Source organism: Marinobacterium marisflavi (assembly GCF_982447095.1).
On record NZ_OZ457898.1, the window covers coordinates 905,223 to 924,415 of the forward strand.

15 protein-coding genes are annotated in these 19,193 nt (G+C 55.2%); 6 read left to right on the top strand and 9 right to left on the bottom strand.

Annotation, left to right across the window (positions count from 1 at the left end):
- Window positions 1-112: 112 nt before the first annotated feature.
- Window positions 113-3,250 (bottom strand): efflux RND transporter permease subunit, encoded by a 3,138-nt coding sequence (locus AC1WNR_RS04435; RefSeq protein ID WP_481643320.1) that lies wholly within the window; start codon window positions 3,248-3,250, stop codon window positions 113-115.
- Window positions 3,247-4,479, bottom strand: coding sequence for an efflux RND transporter periplasmic adaptor subunit (locus AC1WNR_RS04440; protein ID WP_481643321.1), 1,233 nt, complete (start codon window positions 4,477-4,479; stop codon window positions 3,247-3,249). Before AC1WNR_RS04440 ends, AC1WNR_RS04435 begins: the two co-directional genes overlap by 4 nt.
- 182 nt (window positions 4,480-4,661) lie before the next feature.
- Between AC1WNR_RS04440 and AC1WNR_RS04445 the strand changes: the two genes are divergently transcribed.
- Together AC1WNR_RS04445 and AC1WNR_RS04450 are read left to right on the top strand one after the other, a co-directional pair.
- A complete protein-coding gene (locus AC1WNR_RS04445) occupies window positions 4,662-5,507 on the top strand; it encodes an alpha/beta fold hydrolase (protein ID WP_481643322.1) in 846 nt (281 codons plus the stop codon).
- Window positions 5,508-5,535: 28 nt separating this feature from the next.
- A complete protein-coding gene (locus tag AC1WNR_RS04450; protein WP_481643323.1) occupies window positions 5,536-6,519 on the top strand; it encodes a hypothetical protein in 984 nt (327 codons plus the stop codon).
- Here AC1WNR_RS04450 and AC1WNR_RS04455 read toward each other — a convergent pair.
- The gene (locus AC1WNR_RS04455; protein ID WP_481643324.1) at window positions 6,516-7,208 is read right to left on the bottom strand and encodes a hypothetical protein; all 693 of its coding nucleotides are present in this window, start codon (window positions 7,206-7,208) and stop codon (window positions 6,516-6,518) included. The genes AC1WNR_RS04450 and AC1WNR_RS04455 overlap by 4 nt on opposite strands.
- 90 nt (window positions 7,209-7,298) lie before the next feature.
- Here AC1WNR_RS04455 and pdxH point away from each other — a divergent pair, with 90 nt between their 5' ends.
- The 4 genes from pdxH to AC1WNR_RS04475 all read left to right on the top strand — a co-directional run bounded on the left by pdxH (window position 7,299) and on the right by AC1WNR_RS04475 (window position 9,452).
- Window positions 7,299-7,937 (top strand): pyridoxamine 5'-phosphate oxidase, encoded by a 639-nt coding sequence (pdxH, locus tag AC1WNR_RS04460; protein ID WP_481643325.1) that lies wholly within the window; start codon window positions 7,299-7,301, stop codon window positions 7,935-7,937.
- Window positions 7,938-7,981: 44 nt separating this feature from the next.
- On the top strand, window positions 7,982-8,440 hold the full coding sequence (locus tag AC1WNR_RS04465; protein ID WP_481643326.1) for an FKBP-type peptidyl-prolyl cis-trans isomerase: 459 nt from the start codon (window positions 7,982-7,984) through the stop codon (window positions 8,438-8,440).
- 148 nt (window positions 8,441-8,588) lie between these two features.
- Window positions 8,589-8,720, top strand: coding sequence for a hypothetical protein (locus AC1WNR_RS04470; protein ID WP_481643327.1), 132 nt, complete (start codon window positions 8,589-8,591; stop codon window positions 8,718-8,720).
- 120 nt (window positions 8,721-8,840) lie between these two features.
- Window positions 8,841-9,452, top strand: coding sequence for a YigZ family protein (locus tag AC1WNR_RS04475; RefSeq protein WP_481643328.1), 612 nt, complete (start codon window positions 8,841-8,843; stop codon window positions 9,450-9,452).
- Window positions 9,453-9,458: 6 nt separating this feature from the next.
- Here AC1WNR_RS04475 and AC1WNR_RS04480 read toward each other — a convergent pair whose 3' ends face one another.
- The 6 genes from AC1WNR_RS04480 to AC1WNR_RS04505 all read right to left on the bottom strand — a co-directional run bounded on the left by AC1WNR_RS04480 (window position 9,459) and on the right by AC1WNR_RS04505 (window position 19,149).
- Window positions 9,459-11,804 (bottom strand): methyl-accepting chemotaxis protein, encoded by a 2,346-nt coding sequence (locus AC1WNR_RS04480; RefSeq protein WP_481643329.1) that lies wholly within the window; start codon window positions 11,802-11,804, stop codon window positions 9,459-9,461.
- A 144-nt stretch (window positions 11,805-11,948) separates the two neighbouring features.
- Window positions 11,949-14,804: a valine--tRNA ligase gene (locus tag AC1WNR_RS04485; RefSeq protein ID WP_481643330.1), complete on the bottom strand. Its 2,856-nt coding sequence runs from the start codon at window positions 14,802-14,804 to the stop codon at window positions 11,949-11,951.
- Between the two features lie 120 nt (window positions 14,805-14,924).
- Window positions 14,925-16,121 (bottom strand): ABC transporter permease, encoded by a 1,197-nt coding sequence (locus AC1WNR_RS04490; protein WP_481643331.1) that lies wholly within the window; start codon window positions 16,119-16,121, stop codon window positions 14,925-14,927.
- On the bottom strand, window positions 16,111-17,328 hold the full coding sequence (locus AC1WNR_RS04495; RefSeq protein ID WP_481643332.1) for an ABC transporter permease: 1,218 nt from the start codon (window positions 17,326-17,328) through the stop codon (window positions 16,111-16,113). Before AC1WNR_RS04495 ends, AC1WNR_RS04490 begins: the two co-directional genes overlap by 11 nt.
- On the bottom strand, window positions 17,315-18,025 hold the full coding sequence (locus AC1WNR_RS04500; protein ID WP_481643333.1) for an ABC transporter ATP-binding protein: 711 nt from the start codon (window positions 18,023-18,025) through the stop codon (window positions 17,315-17,317). The genes AC1WNR_RS04495 and AC1WNR_RS04500 overlap by 14 nt, the downstream gene beginning before the upstream one ends.
- Window positions 18,022-19,149 carry an efflux RND transporter periplasmic adaptor subunit gene (locus AC1WNR_RS04505; protein WP_481643334.1) on the bottom strand — a complete coding sequence of 376 codons (1,128 nt, stop codon included), beginning with the start codon at window positions 19,147-19,149 and terminating at the stop codon, window positions 18,022-18,024. Before AC1WNR_RS04505 ends, AC1WNR_RS04500 begins: the two co-directional genes overlap by 4 nt.
- Between the last annotated feature and the right edge of the window lie 44 nt (window positions 19,150-19,193).

Consider the following 19,193-nt stretch of genomic DNA (forward strand, 5'->3'; position numbering starts at 1 on the left):
AGGGTGAAAACGATCAAAAACAGAGCGCCGAAGTATACCTGATCGTGGTGCTCGGATAAATGGCGCTGGGCCTCGCGAGGGTCGGGAAATGCGCCTTTGGCGCACATCCCTCCTACGCGGTGGCTGACTGGGTGACCGGTTTGAGGCCGAGCTTAGCGCGCCCGCCCTCAACGATGGTCAGCAGCGATGGAACCACGACTAGGATCAACAGGGTACCGTAGGCGAGACCGAAGACGATTGAGGTCGCCATCGGGATCAAGAACTGCGCCTGTAGTGAGGTCTCAAACAGGATCGGTGTGAGGCCTCCAATTGTGGTCAGGGATGTCAGCAGTACCGCACGCAGGCGCTGACAGGCCGCTTCCACCACCGCCTCATGAATACCCATACCCTGTTCACGCAGCTTTTTGTAGAAGGTCACCAGGACGATCGAGTCGTTGATTACAATACCTGAGAGGCCGAAGAAGCCAAATAGCGACAGGATGGTGAGATCCAGCCCGGTCACATAGTGCCCCAGCACCGCACCGGTCAGACCCAGCGGAATCGCCAGCATTACGGTGATTGGCCAGCTGTAAGACGCGAACACCCACGCCAAGATCACGTAGATCAGTACCAGTGCAATCACCAAACCTGTACCCATGTCAGCCAGCGTTTCACGCTGGTCACGGCTCTTGCCTTCAAAGCTCGCTTCGATGCCGTATTGCCCCAGCAGACTTGGCATCACCTCGGCTCTAAGGTCGGCTATGATCTCGTTGGCGTTAGCGACAGACTCATCGAGATCTGCCGAGACATTGATAGATAGACGCCCATCAATGCGCTGTAGAGAGTCGAAGCCCTGGCGTGGCGTAAAGTTGAGCACGTTGCTCACCGGTGTAGTGGACCCGTCGGGCAAGACGATCGGTAGTGCTGTCAGCGTGCTCAGACGGTTACGCTGCTCATCGGTCATCATCAGACGCACGCTGATCTCATCCCGCCCCTCAAAGAAGGTCTGGACTTCGATACCATCGAAGGCGGCACGCAGTTGGCGCCCGACCTGCTCGAGTGACAGGCCAGCAGTCTCACCTGCCGGTGTCAGCGTGTAGATCAACTGCGACTTACCAAAGGGTAGGTCGTCATCAATGTTACTCAGACCCGCGTAGCGTTTAAGCGCGTCTTGCAGCTCCAGCGATGCTGCTTTGAGCACCGTTATATCGCTACCAGTCAGCTTAACCTCAACAGGTTTGCCCGGCGGGCCACCCTGATCGACATCGATAGAGAACTTCTCCATGCCGGCTGGCAGGATAATGTTGTTGCGCCAAGCTTTAATGAACTCGCCGGTACCCACTTCACGGTGGTCGCCCGGTTCGAGTTCGACTGATAGCGAACCATACTCCTCGCCGCGCGAACCGCTCCCATTGCGGCTGAAACGTGCGGTGTGCAAGCGCTGCAGGCTCATCTTGAGGATATCGCCACCGAGTTCAGCATCGGTTTGACGCAGTGTCAGGTCCAAGTGATCGAGGAAGTCCATGACGTAGCGCGAGTCGGTGCCCGAAGCGAACTGGAAGTTGGCATTCATCGTGTCCTGCTCAACGGCAGGGAAGAAGTTGAACTTGATACGTCCGCCGGCTAATAGGCCGATACTGAAGATCAGTATGCCGATCGCCATCGCTATTGAGCTCCAGCGGAAGGAGATCGCCGTCTCAACAAAGGGGCGGAACAGCCGATCGCGGAAGTAGTCGAAGCCGCGGTCGAGGGATTGGCGCAAACGCGATGGATTAACCGCATCCACTTTGGCCAGCGTGTGATGCAGGTGTCCTGGCAGAACGAAGAAACTCTCCACCAGCGATGCCAGAATGACACAGATAACGATGGTTGGGATATCGATCAAAATATTACCGATGATACCGCCTACCAACATCAGCGGCAGGAAGGCCGCGATGGTTGTCATCGACGAGGCGGTAACCGGTGCAAGCATGCGCAGGGCGCCGCCAATCGATGCCCGGCGCGCACTCTCGCCCACTTGGGCGTGCGAAAGGGTATCCTCACCCACCACTATGGCATCATCCACGATAATACCCAGCGCCATAATCAAGCCGAAGAGCGAGATCATGTTGATGGTGCCGCCAATCATGTAGAGCACTGCCAGCGTCGCCAAGAACGAAACAGGGATACCCATGGTGACCCAGAACGCCACGCGACCGTTGAGGAATAGGAACAGGATCGCCACTACTAGTATCAAACCGCTGATACCGTTTTCAACCAGCAGGTTGATACGGTCGCGAATCAACGTCCATGACTCGTTGTAGGTATGAATCTCAATGCCTGCAGGCAGGGTTGGACGCGTCTGTTCCAGCCAGGTATTCATGATCTTGGCTGCTTTCAAACTGTCTTCAGACTCGGTGCGTTTGAGCTGTAGCATGACAGCCGGTTGCCCGTTGAAGAAGAGTCGAACCTGATTCTCTTGGTCGCGGCGTTCTATCTGAGTGATATCGCCCAGTCGTACAATGTCGCCCTTGCCGCGGGTCTGCAACGGTAGGCTCTCAAAGCCCTCTTCGTCACGTTGCTGACCGAGGCTGCGGATCTGACGAGCACCATCATTTTTCGCTGCAGTGCCAGCTGGCAGGTCGACTGAACGGGTGCGTATAGCCGATGCGATCTCCGGCAGTGTCATGCCCAATTGATCGAGAGAATCTGGCGTGAGCTGCAGGGCAATCTCCTGCTTGGGCATACCCTCAAAGTCGATTTTGCGCACGCCCTTGGAGAGCAGTTGCTGCTCAAATTCACGCGCGAGGTGGCGTAGCTCTTCAAGGTCAGCGCGGTCGCTGGTTACGATCAGGTCAGCGATGTTGTCGTAACGGGTCACCACCTGCACGATGGGTGCCTCGGCATCGCTTGGCAGGCTGCTCTGCACACCATCCATCTTCTGCTTGGTCTCTGACAGCACGTAGTCTCTATCGGCACTCTCCTCGAGCTCTAATCGAAAAGAGGCGCTGCCGTCGCGGGCGGTGGCATAGATGCGTTTGATACCGTCGAGCGAGCGGAGCTCCTCTTCGACTGGCAGTATTACCGAGGTTTGTACGTCTTCCGCACTGGCACCGCTCCAGGGCACGCTGACGGTAACGATATCGAGCTCGAAGGTCGGGAAGAACTGCACGTTGAGACGTTTGATGCCGAGAACACCGGCAACAATCATCAGCAACATCAATAGATTAGCGGCAACCCTGTGGGTCGCAAAGAGGCCAATAAGCCCCTTCAGACCGGTATCCTGGTTCACTGGCGCACCTCAACCAGCATTCCGCTGACTGCGTTTGGTAGTTGAGTGGTAATGATCTCATCACCCGCCGCCAATGCAGCGCTTCTCACCAGCACTTGAGGCTCACCCACCTCAGAGAGGCGATCGCCATAGTGCTCTACTTTAACCGCTTCCAAGCGCGAGTCGTTGACGCGATAGACGCGGTCTGTGCCGTACAGAGCAACCGGTGGTAGCGGAATGAGTTGATCAATCACTGGCAGGTTGAGTTTCAGGCTCAGTGTGCGGCCAGGCTCTGGCGCGTAGCTGGTATCAACAAAGCGGAACATCGCATCGACGCCGGCACTGCCGGCTGCAACCTCAGCGCTGAGGCGGTCGAGTTCAAGTTGCATCGCGCGGCCATCGAGCTCAACATTGGCGGTAAGCTGTGGGATTTCGTCGCTGGTTTTGATTAGCGGCAAGATACGCGTCGGTAACTGGGCGCGAACTTCCAGCGCTGACGTAGGATAGATACGGGCTAGCGCATCGCCGTTACGTACGCGATCGGCAACCGAGATGCTGAGCGCACTGACACGCCCATCAAAGGGTGCCCGCACCTCAGCGCGACTGCGATCCAGCTCTAAGCTCGCGAGCTGAGCCTCAGCCTGCGCAATTGTGGCTTTTAGCTGGTTAACCTGGTTGGGGTGATTGGCAATCGCCTGTTCGCGGCTGACAAGATTAAGACGGCGCTGAGCCAGGTTCATTTCGGCACTGTCTTGCTGTTCGCGGCTGCCTAAGTTGCGGCTAGATAGGTCTGTTTGACGTTCGAGCGAGCGCTGGGCGATGCGGTACATCTCACGCTCGACCTCTAAGGCCTTTTTGTTGGTCTCATATTGCAGCAGCTGTGCGTCGAGCTGCGCTTTCAATGAGTCTAGCTGCGCGCGCTGCTGCGCGAGTTGGAAATCAATCTCTCGGGTATCGAGGCGAATCAGCAGATCACCCTGTTTAAAACGGCTGCCCTCAAGCATTTCTACCGCTTCTACGTCAGCCGCAAGGTTGGCGCGCAGGGTCACCTGACGCGGGCTCTCAATCTCTGCATACAGCTCTACCTGCGGCGACAGCGCCTGAGGCATGGCCTGAGTGGCCAATACCGTCCATGAACGCTCCTCGGGGGTACGAGGCGGAATTTCCGGCTTGCTCGCCTTGAGTTTTACAAAGCCGAAACCAGCACCACCGAGAATGAGCAGTGGCAAAATCCATTTGAGTAGACGCACGAAACTTTAATCTCCAAGCTTACACGGCAGTTACTTATCAAACTGTCGGATAAATTATGACTCGCTAATATTACCCGAAGCACGGCGTCAGTGTCGTGCAAAAAGAGGTAAACTTATGTAAAGCAGCGGGTTTTAGCCTAAAACGCAATCTATTGCTAAAGCGATCACTTGAGATGGAGTCTATGAAACTTAACCACATCACTTTCTCAACCTCCTCAGGCGATAAGCGTCTGGCCTATTGGAGCGCAGGTTCTCCAGATAGCGAGCGGGCATTGGTCTGTGTTCACGGGTTGATGCGTCACAGTCGTGACTTCGATGAGATCGCGCTTGCTCTGGCAGGCACCCATTACGTTGTTTGTCCTGATCTGCCGGGCCGAGGCCTGAGTGACTGGTTTGATGACCCTGCTGACTATGACCCGCTGCGCTATATCGAAGTGCTAATGCCGTTACTACAGCGTTTGCACGGCAAACAGGTGGACTGGGTGGGAACCTCCTTAGGCGGGCTGCTGGGCATGGCGTTGGCGTCCCAGCCAAAAACTATGATTTCGCGGCTGGTGATCAATGACATAGGTCCTGAGTTGCCGATTGAGGCGCTCCAGCGTATCGCTAATTACGTGGATGCGCCTGAGTTTGAGACGCTCTCAGAGGTAGAAGAGTATCTGAGAACCCATTATCAGAGTTTCCAAGGGCTCAGTGATTCGCAGTGGGCGCGTTTGGCGAGCTACGGTAGCCGCGCGAAACCTGAGGGTGGGTATCATCTGCATTACGATCCGAAAATCTCCAATAACACCAAATCGGCAGCTCAAGCGCCCGAAGCGATAGTACTTTGGGATCTCTGGCACGCGATCGAGCAACCTTGCTTGCTGGTGCATGGGCTAGAGTCCGACCTACTGACTCACGATATCCGCCAGCGTATGCACGATACTCGGCCAGATCTGGTCTGTCTTGAGTTGCCAGGGCTGGGTCACGCGCCACCGCTGATGACCGAGCTTGAGGTAGACGCTATAGTGAACTTTTTGCAGTCTTAAGCTGCTTTAACTATTTCGACAGAGAGAGATGGCACTTTTAACTCAATGGCCGAGCAATCGGCTTCCGCTAGATAGAGCAAAGCGTGAACATGCCCTCAAGGCCGTAAACGAGGCCTTTGCGAGCGCAATTGCCAATTTGCAGGTTGACCTGGGCCTGGAAGAGCTGTTCGAGAAGATCTATGTCCCCATCGCCTGTTGGGTCTATGAGCAGCATCAACCGGGCACACCCCTAGTCGTCGGGATAAACGGTGCTCAGGGTGCCGGTAAAGCGCGCCTGTTCAATCTTCTCGAGGTGGTCTTGTCTGAGGCTTTTGGACTGCGAGTCGCTAATCTCTCGATCGACGATATTTACCTGACGCGTGCGGAGCGGGAGAAATTAGCCGACACAGTTCATCCGATGCTGGCAACGCGCGGCGTTCCTGGTACCCACGACGTAGAGCTCGGTTTGCGCTTGTTGCAGCAGCTGAAGCAGGCGCAACTCGGCGATGTGGTGCGCATTCCGATGTTCGATAAATCGACCGATGAGCGTATGCCCGAGGAGAGCTGGCAGGAGTTTGTCGGTCCGGTCGATGTAATTGTGTTCGACGGCTGGTGTATCGGTGCCGCTCCCGAGCCCGAGGCGCGCCTTAGCCGGCCCATTAACGATCTAGAGATCGAGGAAGATAGCGACGGGAGCTGGCGCCGCTATGTTAACGAACAACTGGCGGGCCCCTATCAAAGACTGTTTGACGAGGTTGATCTTCTGATCTGTCTGCAAGTACCGAACATGCAAGCGGTGTACAACTGGCGTGCGGCGCAAGAGGTGAAACTCAGTGAGCGTGCCGCCCTACTATATGAGGACCGTACTCCGAGCGACCCGCTGAGGATTATGGGGTCAGAGGAGATCCGCCGCTTTATCGCCCACTACGAACGCCTAACACGCTGGATGATTGAAGACATTCCTCGGCGTGCTGACCTGACGCTAGAGCTCAACGATAACCACAAGATTGCCGCGATTAATATCCGCGCTTAGATGGGCAGGAAAGGGGCAGTCGCGACTCCCTGAACAATGCGGTTGATCGATCGGTCGGTCGACGTGGCTACAATCTCGGCCATCATATCCTGGGTGGCAATTAGCTTACCGAAGATACGCTCGTAGCTGAGATTGGTCAGTTCGGGACTGATACTATCGCTCAGAATCAAAAGCTCACCATTCGAGCGTTTAACGTTGTGCATATACCAGGCGATCTTCTCGAGGTTTCTCGCTGAGTTGTAGAGCTTCTGCTGATCAATCTCATCGAGCATAAAAAACTCATCGCGGTAGTTATAACTGGCGTGAAGCATACCCGTTATCGCAATCATCAACGCGAACACGCGATCCCCTTGAAAGCTTTCATCGAATGCTAAAGGTAGGGCATCGAGGCCATAGAGATTATTCAGTTCAGGGTGGCGAATCGGGCGCGGAGTTCCGAGCAGCTGCTCTAAACGGGTGTTAATCGTCGTACCGGGGGCAGCCTTGCGCAGCTCAGCAGGGTTGCGTTTGTAAAGTTTGATGGTAAGTTCACGCGCCAGTTTACGCCCCGCATTGATGTGTTGGTCGATAATCATATCGACCTCGGATTTGGCGAGGTTCTGCAGACGCAGCTCTTTATTTGCGATAGGTGCACAGCCGGTAAAGAGTAAAACGCTGAGCAGCATCAATAGGGCAGAGCGAAACTTCATCTAATATCTCAATATCGAGCGAATCCTATTACCGCTAGTATATAGTGAGTCGTAGCAAAAGATAGAAACCGACACGAGGTTGTACCAAATATGAGTAACATCCAAGATGTAAGCGCAGTACGCCGCGAATATGAACTCGCTGGGCTGGAGCGCTCGGCTTTGGCGTCTGATCCGGTCATTCAATTTAGTCACTGGATGGATGAGGCGTTGGTGGCGGATCCCAACGACGCCACGTCGATGACTTTAGCAACCGCAGACCTCTCAGGTTATCCAAGTGCCCGTATCGTGCTGTTGAAAGGGTTCGATGCGCGAGGCTTCACCTGGTTTACTAACTACAAGAGTGAAAAGGGGCACCAGCTTGATGACAACCCGCAAGCGGAGTTGCTGTTTTACTGGAAGGCGCTCGAGCGGCAGGTACGTATTCGTGGTAAGGTTGCGCGCGTTTCGCGTGAGGAGAGCGTTGAGTACTTCAAATCCCGTCCTCTGGGCTCGCAGATTGGCGCGGTCGCGTCGGAACAGAGCCATCCGATTGCGGGGCGTGAACTGTTGGAGCAGCGCGTCGAAAAGTTGGGCGAGCAGGGCGTAGTTGAGTGTCCCGAACACTGGGGCGGATTCCGCTTGGTGCCTGAGCGTTTTGAGTTCTGGCAGGGGCGCGCGAGCCGCCTGCATGATCGTTTCCGTTTCACTGCGACTGATACAGGTTGGCATATTGAACGCCTACAGCCGTGATGCTTGGTTGCGTTTAGAAAGCAGAAAGTAAGAGATTTGAGTTAATGAAGATCGAAAAAGATATCTATGTCGAGTTTCACTACGCCCTCGTTGAAGGCGCAGAGGTGCGTGACGGTTCGCGCTCATCGGATGAGCCGCTCTCCTATATCCATGGCCACAACATGCTGGTTCCCGGCTTAGAGCAGGCTCTTGAAGGGCGTGTTGAGGGTGACCACTTTCAGGTAGAGGTTCCGCCTGAGCTGGGTTATGGCGAGCGTGATGAAGAGCTGTTCGAGGTTATCGAGCGTGAGGCCTTTGCTGACCTGCCGGGTCTGAAGAAGGGGATGTTGGTGAATCTGGAAGATGGCGAGGGTGAGCCGCAGTTGGGTCGCGTTGTTGAGCTGGATAATCGTGAAGTGAAGATCGATTTGAACCACCCCTTTGCCGGTCAGACGCTGATGTTTGATGTGGAAGTGCTGAACGTGCGAAAGCCTACCGAAGCTGAGGTAGCTGAGTTAGGGTGATTTTTTAGTCGCCACCTCGGCTGTGCCGAGATGCCTCCTACAGGTTGGAAAGGACTAGCGATACCTCTATTGAGATAGGTCAATTAAGCAACTCCTAATATGCGTTATCGTTAATTCAACGAAATAACTGACATAGCAGGTGATCATCATGTTTGGTATCGACATCTACGTATTAGAAACTCTTATTCCTAGCGTTCTTGGCGTTCTGGCAATGGCGGGTGTTATGACTTGGGCATTCCTCAAAGCTAAGGATCTGATGGAGCACGAACCGCACAAATAAGCCATTCGTAACCCAATGCCGAAGGACTCTGGTACTGGTACCCGGTGCCAGAGTTCGTTAGTCTAGCCGCCATTCAAACTCTTCAGCGGCACTGACCGCAGGTGCCGTGTCTCAATAGCCGTGTCTCAATACTTGCGCCCCACCACTTCCACCATCAACGAGATCGAGATAAAACGCAGCCGTTTTATCGCGCAGGCGATTCCGTTAACGGATACCGCTGAACTGCAACGCTTACAGGCTCAGCTTCAAGTTGAGCACAATAAAGCGAGCCATCACTGCCTTGCCTATATATTGGGTGGCCCACAGCAGCCGCGTGCCGCTGGCAGCTCGGATGATGGCGAGCCGACTGGCACCGCCGGCAAACCGATGCTTAATGTGCTGCTGCAGCAGCAGATTGGCGATGTGGGTGTGGTGGTGACGCGCTATTTTGGCGGTACGAAGCTGGGTGCAGGTGGGCTGATTCGGGCTTATGCTCAAGCCGTTGCTGAGCTGGTAAAAATTTTGCCGCTTGAGCAGGTAGAGAGCCGCCGGGAGCTCGCCATCAATTACCCCTACAACCTTGAGCCGCAGATCCAGCGCGTATTGAACCTGTTGCAGGTTGAACTACTGGACGAGCGTTTTGGCGAGTCGATTAGTAAAACGCTCAGCGTTGTAGAGTCTGATTTCGACACACTTAAAGCCAGCCTTGAGGGGCTGGCTCATCTTGGAGTGGTTATACAGTCAGAGTCCTAGGTGGGCTTAGACTTTAAAACGACCCACCAACCCTTGCAGGCTGTCGGCCATCTGCAGCAGCTCTGCTGCGCGGGCTTGGGTTTTGTTCGATTCGTTAAACGTCACCTCAGAGAGGTTGTCGATATCGAGAATGCTTGTTTCGATATCTTTAACTACAGCCTGCTGCTCGGTGACTGCCGAAGCTACCTGGCTCTGCATGCCGTTGACTTCACCTACTAGATCGCTGATCTCGTGCAGCCCGTCGTTGGTCTGATTGCTCAGTTCAATGCCGCTCTCGGCTGCCTCGAGTGAGCGCTGTACGCGTGCAACGGTCTCATCGGCAGCACTGCGAAGCGTTTCGATTTTATCGGCAATATTGACGGTTGCCTCCTGAGTGCGAGAGGAGAGCTGGCGCACCTCATCGGCGACGACCGCAAATCCTCGACCCTGCTCACCCGCGCGAGCCGCCTCAATCGCCGCATTCAGTGCCAGTAGACTCGTCTGCTCGGCGATATCGTTGATGACATTGAGTACCTCTTTGATCTGGTCGATCTCGCTGCTGAGTTGTGAGATCGCCTCTGAGGACTGGCGTGTACCCTCGGACAGACGCTCAATCTCATTGCGTGATTTGAGGGCCAAACCACTGCCGGCCTGGCTCACATCATTGGCCTGATTCATGGTCACCAGTGTCTCGTTACTCGTGCGTGCCACCTCATCGATCGAGGCTGCAAATTCTGTCACCGCACTGGCAATACTTTGCGCCATTTCACGCTGGCGCGAGATGTGAGCGCGGCCCTCTTCAGTCGCACGGGCAAACTCGTTTGAGACACCGGCTAGCTGAGTGGCCGATACCGCAACGTCTGAAACTACCGCACGTATCTTGCTAACGAAGGTGTTGAACGCCGTGGACAGCTCGCCAATCTCGTCGTTGCGCTTAGCTGAGTCAAGCTGCACTGTCAGGTCGCCTTCGCCTTGAGCAATGTCGTTCAAGGCAACAACCAACCCTTTGATTGGGTTGATTAGTTTAGACGACATGTAGAGTCCAAACAGGATGCACACGAAAATCATGATCAACAGGACTGAAACAGCGACAATCAACATCGATCGCTGGACGTCGGCTAGCGCGAGGTAAGCCTCTTCAGTCGTTGTCTCAGCGATGATCGCCCAACGCATACCTTCAATTTCAAGTGGTGCGAACGCCATTAGCGATGGGCGGCCGATGTAGTTATTGGCCTCCTCTACGCCAGACTCTCCGGCCAGCGCCAAATCAACGCTTGATTCATGCAAGCGAAGAAGACCGACCGTACTGCCTCGATTTAAGATTTGGGTGATTTGATCGTCAGAGTTCTTCCCGTAGGCTCGGATCTCCTGTTCAAACTGATCGGTATCCTGCAGGAAAAGACGAGTCTCTGTACGCACGGTTTTGTCCGGACCAACCAGATAGACCTGACCTGTATCTCCCATCCCTACCTCTTTCCACCTCTGGTTAGATGTCAGAATTTCGGTAAACAAAGCGACTGGGAGTTGTACGACCAGCGTGCCGATTTGGGTAGTATCATCAAATACCGGAGTCGAGAGGAAAGAGGCGGGGGCTTCGTAGGAGGGGGCATAGGGATCGAAATCCGTCATTGTTATAGTGCCCGCTTCAACGCCTTGCGAACGGCGCCAGGCCGTCGCTAGTCCAGAATCTGAAAAGGGGCCAGTCGCCAGAGACGTGGCGTAGTCGGTCTCCTTGTAGACCGAGTAGATAACGCGACCGTCGTTGTCAATTAAGAACAGATCGTAGAAACCGTACTCTTGTTGAATGTAGCGCAGTTCCCGGTGATAGAGGGTGTGAAGACTGTCATATCCATTGGGAATCAGAGATATCTCTTCGACGTTCTCAAGCTTATCTTTTTCACCCAGCGGATAAGTATTGTCAGCAATGTAACGTGATTGATAGAAGCGTGCCGTGTCATCTAGCTGCTGGTAAAGGTCCTCGCCGAAACTGCTCGATTTCGCGCCATTTTTCTCGCGGTAAACTCGACCAAATTCGTCACTAAAATAGTCGGCGAGTCCCGCTTGGTTGTAAGGGGTCTCAAAGGTTTGAGCTCGGGTAAAGGAGGCCTCGAATTCACGAGCCATCAGGCGTGTTGCCCCCGTTATCGATTGACTGCGCGCCAATGTGTGCATCAGCTTGTCGAGACTATCAATGTAGATTTGAATCGCTTCAGACTTCTCTTCACGCATCGCCACTAAGCGTGCGCTGGTCTCCTCTTTCAGTGCCGTGGAGACCTCTGAGCTGGTCAGGAAATAGTTGATGCCGGAGGCGACGATAAGGGGAAGAACGCCGACCGCGATGATGGCGCTAAGAATTCGGGTTTTTAGTGTCATGCAACTGCTCCTAAGGCCGAACTGATCACCGAATAACCAGTACTGTTAAAGCTTAGGAGGTAAAGTAAGTGGCTGCCAAATAAAATAGGGGGAGATCGAACAATTCGATCTCCCCCATCTAATCAATTACTTAGCAGTTGTGACTTAAAGTGCTTCTATGTTGCGGTACTGATCTTCGAGCTGCGATTTCGCCTTCAGCGCATCGTCCGCTTTGGCGCGCTCTTTGGCGACAACCGCCTCCGGTGCGTTAGCAACGAACTTCTCGTTGCTCAGCTTCTTCTCAACACGATCCACTTCGCCCTGAAGGCGGTCGATCTCTTTCTGCAGACGCGCAAGTTCTGCATCCTTGTCGATCAGGCCGGCCATCGGTACCAGCACTTCCATGTTGCCTACTAGCTGAGTGGCTGACATCGGCTTGTCGTCACCGGCATTGAGCCAAGTGATCGACTGTAGCTTCGCCAGTTTCTTCAGGAAGGTGGCGTTGGCGTTCAGACGGCGCTGGTCTTCCTCGCTGCCGTTAGCAAACAGCAGGTCGAGATCCGTTGATGGAGAGATCTTCATTTCACCGCGGATGTTACGCACAGCGGTGATTACACCTTTGAGCCACTCGATATCGGCTTCAGCCTGAGTATCGATGCGCTCAGCATTTGGCACTGGGAAAGCCTGCAGCATCAGGGTGTCACCCTCAACGCCAGCCAGACCTTTAATCTGGTGCCAGATCTCTTCCGATATGAACGGCATGATTGGGTGGCTCAGGCGCAGAATGGTCTCCAGTACACGGACCAGCGTGCGGCGAGTACCGCGCTTGGCTTCAGTAGAGGCTACCTCGTCCCAGAGAACCGGTTTAGAGAGCTCGAGGTACCAGTCACAGTACTGGTTCCAGACGAAATCGTAGAGTGTCTGTGCCGCGAGGTCGAAGCGGTACTCATCCAGGTGCTTGGTGAACACCTCTTCAGTGCGCTGTAGCTCGCTGATGATCCAGCGATCCGCCAGAGACAGCTCAACGTCGTTGCCAGTCTGGCCGCAATCCTCGCCCTCGGTGTTCATCAACACGTAGCGTGCAGCGTTCCAGAGTTTGTTACAGAAGTTGCGGTAGCCTTCCAGGCGCTTCATATCCCAGTTGATATCGCGGCCGGTGGTCGCCAGTGCTGCCAGCGTAAAGCGCAGGGCATCGGTACCGTGCGCGCTGATACCGTCTGGGAACTGAGCTTCGGTGCGCTTGGCGATCTTCTCAGCCAGCTGTGGCTGCATCATGTTGCCGGTACGCTTCTCCAGCAGATCAGCCAGAGGGATACCGTCGATCATATCCAGTGGGTCAAGGACGTTACCCTTAGACTTGGACATCTTGTCGCCGCTTTCGTCGCGGATCAGACCGGTAACGTAAACATTCTTGAACGGCACCTGTGGTTTGCCATCTTCATCTTTCATGAAGTGCATGGTCATCATGATCATGCGCGCTACCCAGAAGAAGATAATGTCGAAGCCAGTCACCAGCGTGTCGCTGGGGTGGAAGGCTTTGAGGCGATCTGTGTTCTCAGGCCAGCCGAGGGTGCCGAAGGTCCAGAGCGCCGAGCTGAACCAGGTATCGAGGACGTCGTCGTCTTGACGCAGTGCCAGCTCTGGATCCAGGTTGTACTTTTCGCGTGCGGCTTCAGCCGAGTTGGCGACATAGACATTGCCTGCATCGTCGTAGAAGGCAGGGATACGGTGTCCCCACCAGAGCTGACGGGAAATACACCAGTCCTGAATATCACGCATCCAAGCGAAGTACATGTTCTCGTACTGCTTAGGTACAAATTTGATATCGCCATCTTCAACCGCTTTGATAGCCGGCTTGGCCAGAGTCTTAGCATCACAGAACCACTGGTCAGTCAGCATGGGCTCGATAACTACACCGCCACGGTCGCCGTAGGGCACGGTCATCGCGTTCTCTTCGATCTTCACCAGCAGGCCAAGCTCTTCGAGTTCAGCCACGATCGCACGACGCGCGGCGAAGCGCTCCATCCCGCGGTACTTCTCGGGCAGGGTAGGGTCGAGGTCGTTATTCACGCTACCGTCGAAGTTGAAAGTCTGTGCTTCATCGCGGATATCGGCGTTGAGGGTCAACACGTTAACCATTGGAAGTTTTTGACGCTGGCCCACCTGGTAGTCGTTAAAGTCGTGTGCCGGGGTGATCTTCACACAGCCGGTACCCTTCTCCATATTGGCGTGCTCATCCGCAACGATTGGGATGCGTCGGCCAACGAGCGGCAGAACAATCTCTTTACCTACGAGGTTGTCAAAACGCTCATCCTCTGGGTTTACCGCAACACCGGTATCGCCCAGCAGGGTTTCAGGACGCGTAGTACCCACAACGATGTGATCTTTGCCATCTTTGGTGGTGACGCCTTCGGCCAGTGGGTAGCGGATGTACCACATCTTGCCGTTAACTTCGCGGTTCTCAACCTCAAGGTCAGAGATCGCCGTGTGCAGTTTAGGGTCCCAGTTAACCAGACGCTTACCGCGGTAGATCAGGCCGTCATCGTAGAGACGTACGAACACTTCCTGTACCGCGTGGTAGAAACCTGAGTCCATGGTGAAGCGTTCAGTCGGCCAGTCAACAGAGTTACCCAGGCGACGCATCTGCCGAGTAATGGTACCGCCCGATTCCGCTTTCCACTCCCACACCTTCTCGATAAACGCGTCACGGCCAAGGTCGTAGCGGCTTTCGCCAGTTTCAGCGGCAAGTTTACGCTCAACCACCATCTGTGTAGCGATACCGGCGTGGTCGGTACCAACCTGCCAGAGGGTGTTGCGACCCTGCATACGACGGTAGCGAATCAGCGTATCCATCAACGTGTGCTGGAAGGCGTGGCCCATGTGCAGGCTGCCGGTGACGTTCGGTGGTGGGATCATGATCGAGTAGCCTTCGCCCTCGCCAGATGGGGCAAAGTAGCCCTTATCTTCCCAGTCTTGGTACCACTTCTGTTCTATCGCCTGCGGCTGGTAGGTCTTATCCATGAGGTCGCGTTGTCTCTTCGTTGCAAACACTGATTTCTGAAGGGGCCAGATTATACCTGTACTGGCGTCGGTTATACAGCCGCGGGGGAGGGTTCAGTTCAATCGTTTTGACAGAGGGCTCTATTCAGATTGCAGCGCAGTAATCGGATCGAGTGCGCCCGCCTGGCGGGCGGGAATGATGCCGCTGAGAAGCCCGGTAACAAAAGCTATGCCAAGCGCAAGAAAGAGGTAACCCGGGACAAGTTCGACGGGTAGAGAGGGGGCTAGCAGTTGGGTAATTGCGAGCAGTGCCAACGCCAAAACCAGTCCAATGAGACCACCGATCAGCGACAGCAGTGTCGATTCGGCCAGAAAGATCAGGCTCAGGGTCCTGCGCGAGGCCCCGAGCGCACGAATCAGGCCAATCTCCGAACGGCGCTCATGCACGGCCGTCACCATGATCGTCAGAATACCGATACTACCCACTAACAGCGAAATGGCTCCAAGACCGGCGACGCTCAGTTTGAGAATATCCAGGATACGCCCAAGCGTGCTCATCATCTGATCTTGAGTCATGAGCGAGAAGTCTTCGTTACCGTGTCGGCGAATGAGACGCTCAGTTAGTTGTGCTGCGATGGCATCAGCCGTGTAAGCAGCGCTGTAGGTAACATCGATCTCCATGAGTCCGGGTCGGTTAAACAGTGACAGTGCGCGCTCGGTATCGATATAGACGATGTCGTCTAGGTCATAGCCGAGCATCTGCCCTTTTTCAGCAAGTACGCCTACAACGCGATAGCGCTCGCCACCGACGCGAAGAAACTGCCCCAACGCCTCCTGACCCCGGAAGAGCTCCCGCCAGACCTTGGCGCCGACCACTGCAAATGGCTGCGGGTAGCTGCCGCTGCTGTCGGGTAGAAATTGACCCTGAGCCAGATCGAACTGCCAGGCCTTTGGCATCTGGTGGTTAACGCCGAGGATGTCGGTGTAGCGCACGCGGTTGTTGTACTCCACGGCTCCGGTGCCCTGTACCACGGGAATTACAGTCTCTACACCCGGCAGGCGCTGGAGTGAGTTGGCATCATCTAGGGTCAGTGGACGCGTACTGGCTAAGAGCGCGCCGGCGCCGCCAGTCTGTGTGCGTCCAGGATTGATGGCGATGATGCGTGTGCCGAACTGTGAGAAGGTCTGCATAACATACTGCTGCACCCCCTGACCCAGGCTGGTGAGCAAAACAACCGAGAGAATGCCGATTGCGATACCGAGCATCGTTAGTGCGGAGCGCATGGGGTTGGCGCGGATGCTTCGCAGTGTGAACTGAATCAGATCGCTAGTGCGCATTGGCTGCCCCTCGTAACGCGTCCACCGGGTCCATGCGCGATGCTTTACGCGCCGGCAGCCAGGCAAACAATAGCGCAACGCTGATAGCCACACTAACTGCACTGATCAGTGCCCAGAGCGGCATCTCTAGTGGCATAGATGGCCAGTTAAGATGGGCTAGTGTGAGAAGGAAGACTGCTAGAATCACTCCCAGTAGTGCGCCCATGAGTGCCAAAATCGCGGCTTCGAGCAAAAACAGCCCTAAGACCGTGCGCTGTGGCGCCCCCAGAGCCTTTAGCAGTCCAATCTCTGCCGTGCGCTGGGTCACGCTAATCAGCGTGATGTTCATAATGAGTACCCCGGCAACTAGCAGGCTAATTGATGCGATGCCGACAACGGCCGCTGTTAGTACGCCGAGTATCTGGTCGAAGGTGGCGAGCAGGGCGTCCTGGGTGATGAGTGTTACGTCGGGCTCACCCGCATGACGACTGGCAATAAGTTTCAGCATGGCTGGTTGCACTGTTTTCAGCTGATCCTCCGAGTAGAGTTTTATCAGTAGTCGAAACAGCCCCGGTGAGTTAAACAGCTGTTGCGATGCCTGAATTGGAATGATCACCGCGTTACTCATATCGGTGCCGAGCGAGACGCCGGAGGGCTCTAGCACGCCTGTGATACGAAATCGGCGATCACCCAAGCGGATCCACTCTCCAAGCGGGCTTAATGTCGGAAAGAGCGCCTGTGCCACCTCCGCCCCGATAATCGCAACCGGTGTGTTGGTTTGGTCCGAATTGGCCGGTAGATTACGCCCCTGTTGCAGACTGATACCGCGCAGTTCGAGTAGGCGCTCATTGCTGCCGAGCACGATAAGCTCGCGATTGAGACCGCCAACATAAGCCTCACTCAGACCTGCGATCAACGGTACGGTGTATTCGACCTCTGCCATTCGATTGAGCGCGGCAGCGTCTTCTAGTGTGAGGTCGCGGGAGGACTCGCCGGTTAAGGGCGGCAGACCGCCTTGAGTCTCTTTGCGCCCGGGTAGCATGATCAGAGTATCCTTGCCGAGCAGCGAAAACTCTTGCAGCACAAACTGGCGGGCCCCCTCGGATAGCCCGGTCAGTAGCAGCACAGACATTACGCCGACACTGACGGCTAATAGTGCCATCAGCGTGCGGAACTTCTGTCGCAGGAAAAGTTGTAGGCTAAAGCTGAGCTGGTCAGAGAGGCGCATCGTTGAGCTCGTGTTGTAACTGGCCAATTTGCGTCTCAGCGCGCAGCTGACCGTCGACCATCAGCAGCTGGCGCTTGGCCCGTGCGCCGAGCTCAGCATCATGCGTAACAACCACCAAGGTGATGCCGTCGCTGTTGAGTTGTTCGAGTAGCTCTACCACGCTCGCGCCGGAATGCGAGTCGAGGTTGCCAGTCGGCTCATCAGCAAGCAGCAGGCGAGGTTGAGTTATAACCGCACGCGCGATCGCAATGCGCTGGCGTTGGCCACCCGATAGCTGCTGTGGACGTTGGTGTAGGAAACGTTCGAGTCCCAGTTTTTTCAGGAGTTCGCTGGCACGTTCGCGCCGCAGGCTGGGGTCAACACCGGCCAGGGTCAGGGGTAACTCCACGTTCTCCAACGCGGTTAGCCGGTCAATCAGATGATAGGCCTGGAAGACGAAGCCGATCTGCTCATTTCGAAGGCTTGCCCGCTGCGCCTCACTTAACGTTGTGGTTTCGATACCTTCGAAGCGGAAGCTACCGCTGGTTGGCGTGTCGAGCAGACCGAGCTGGTTGAGCAGTGTTGATTTTCCAGAACCCGAAGGGCCCATAACGCTTAAGTAGTCTCCGGCAGCGATACTCAAACTGAACTGGTCAAGCGCTTTGACCTCTTCACCACCGAGCTGGTAGTGACGGCTGAGTGCTTGGAGCTCAATCACTGTGGATTGACCTCAGTATCGAGCAGTTCATCGAGTTTCTCTAAACGCACAAGTATCTGGTCACCGGCTTGGATACCCGAACGAATTTCGCTCCAGCTCCAGTTACTCAAACCCACTTCAACCGCGACCTTCTCAAGGCGCGAGCTCTGTGAATTGAAGCGCACAATCTGATTGCCCCCGAGAAGTGCTTCCGTAGGGACGCGCACCACGGGGTCTGCATGGCCGGTAACAATTTCTACATCCGCGCTGTAGCCTACAAGTAGCTTTACCTCTTCCGGTGGATTAACAAGCATCACCTCGATATCGAGCGTTCTGGCTTGCTTCTCAAGCGCTGATACCCGTGTGCCAGTGCGGCTTACTGCGCCGTCGAAGATTAGCCCACGAAAAGCATCCAGCGTCACGCGTGTCGGTTGACCCACTTCGACGCGAGAGGCCTCAACCTCATCAATCGGAGCCTCGATATAGAGGCAGCTATCATCGATCAGTTCGATGGCGGGAGGCGTCTGAATTCCTGGCGGTGAGGGGGTGGCGATTTCGCCTATATCCCCGTTAACTGCGGCGATCGTGCCGCTAAAGGGTGCATAAAGTCGGGTATTGTTGAGTTGAATTTGGGCCAGTTGTTCCGCCGCCTCAGCATGCTGGCGCATCGCCTCGCTCTGGCTACAACTCAGTCCTTTGAGTTTGGCATCGGTCTTTAGCTGATCTAGGCGCTCGCTGGAGACCAGTTTCTGGTTGAGCAGTGATTCCGCTCGGTCCGCCTCGCGGCGTGCCAACGCAGCGGCGTCGCAGCTGCGCTGTTGCTCAATCTCTGCCGCCAGAAGGTCGGCTGAGGCGAGGGCAAGTCGAGCCTCTTCAGCGCTGTTGTCGAGCTCTAATAGCAGTTGCTCCGCTTTGACAGCCTCACCTTCGTCGACATAGAGTTTTGCTACACGTCCGCCGACCGCAAGCGATAGGTCTGAACTTTTGCAGGCAAATACGGTTCCGGCGCGACTGTTAGCGGAGATACGCTCAACCAGACCAGTGTCGACCCGTTGTAATTGAACAGTTTGTGGCGGCGTGGGTTTGAGCTGCCACCAAGCAGCAGCGATGATTACCGCAAGAAGGACTAACCAGGTTGTGCGCACAGCATGCTTCCTCTCATTCTAAAGGGGCCCTGATGTGGACCCTT

What these genes read in the sequence shown, in the direction of transcription:
- AC1WNR_RS04445 (WP_481643322.1), top strand. Translation starts at nt 4,662, where the DNA reads ATGAAACTTAACCACATCACTTTCTCAACCTCCTCAGGCGATAAGCGT.
- AC1WNR_RS04450 (WP_481643323.1), top strand. Translation starts at nt 5,536, where the DNA reads ATGGCACTTTTAACTCAATGGCCGAGCAATCGGCTTCCGCTAGATAGA.
- AC1WNR_RS04455 (WP_481643324.1), bottom strand. Translation starts at nt 7,208, where the DNA reads ATGAAGTTTCGCTCTGCCCTATTGATGCTGCTCAGCGTTTTACTCTTT.
- pdxH (WP_481643325.1), top strand. Translation starts at nt 7,299, where the DNA reads ATGAGTAACATCCAAGATGTAAGCGCAGTACGCCGCGAATATGAACTC.
- AC1WNR_RS04465 (WP_481643326.1), top strand. Translation starts at nt 7,982, where the DNA reads ATGAAGATCGAAAAAGATATCTATGTCGAGTTTCACTACGCCCTCGTT.
- AC1WNR_RS04470 (WP_481643327.1), top strand. Translation starts at nt 8,589, where the DNA reads ATGTTTGGTATCGACATCTACGTATTAGAAACTCTTATTCCTAGCGTT.
- AC1WNR_RS04480 (WP_481643329.1), bottom strand. Translation starts at nt 11,804, where the DNA reads ATGACACTAAAAACCCGAATTCTTAGCGCCATCATCGCGGTCGGCGTT.
- AC1WNR_RS04485 (WP_481643330.1), bottom strand. Translation starts at nt 14,804, where the DNA reads ATGGATAAGACCTACCAGCCGCAGGCGATAGAACAGAAGTGGTACCAA.
- AC1WNR_RS04490 (WP_481643331.1), bottom strand. Translation starts at nt 16,121, where the DNA reads ATGCGCACTAGCGATCTGATTCAGTTCACACTGCGAAGCATCCGCGCC.
- AC1WNR_RS04495 (WP_481643332.1), bottom strand. Translation starts at nt 17,328, where the DNA reads ATGCGCCTCTCTGACCAGCTCAGCTTTAGCCTACAACTTTTCCTGCGA.